Origin of the sequence: Tritonibacter sp. SIMBA_163, from assembly GCF_046535935.1 — a bacterium.
GTDB classification, from domain to species: domain Bacteria; phylum Pseudomonadota; class Alphaproteobacteria; order Rhodobacterales; family Rhodobacteraceae; genus Epibacterium; species Epibacterium scottomollicae.
The window spans coordinates 1-228 of the sequence record NZ_JAWJBP010001604.1; the positions used below are offsets into that span (position 1 = coordinate 1).

Here is a 228-nt window from a genome sequence, read left to right on the forward strand (position 1 = left end):
CCTACACGCTCGCTGAAGAAAAAGACACAGGCATTACCGTCAAAGGCAAAATCACCGGCTGGAGCGACAACCAGCAAGACTTGCGCATGGATTTGATCCTGTCGACTGAACCCGTCGCCGTCAAATCGTCGAAAGTCATCTTCAGCGGCGAACACAAACCAGTGGTATCGGACCATTTCCGCGTGGAAGCCCATGTGGAAATGAAGTGAACGATTACAATACGTGAGG

At 51.3% G+C, this 228-nt stretch carries 1 pseudogene; it reads left to right on the forward strand.

Annotated features, from left to right (window positions below):
• A pseudogene (locus R0J92_RS27665) lies at positions 1-209 on the forward strand (hypothetical protein); the annotation flags it as partial.
• Positions 210-228 lie beyond the last annotated feature (19 nt).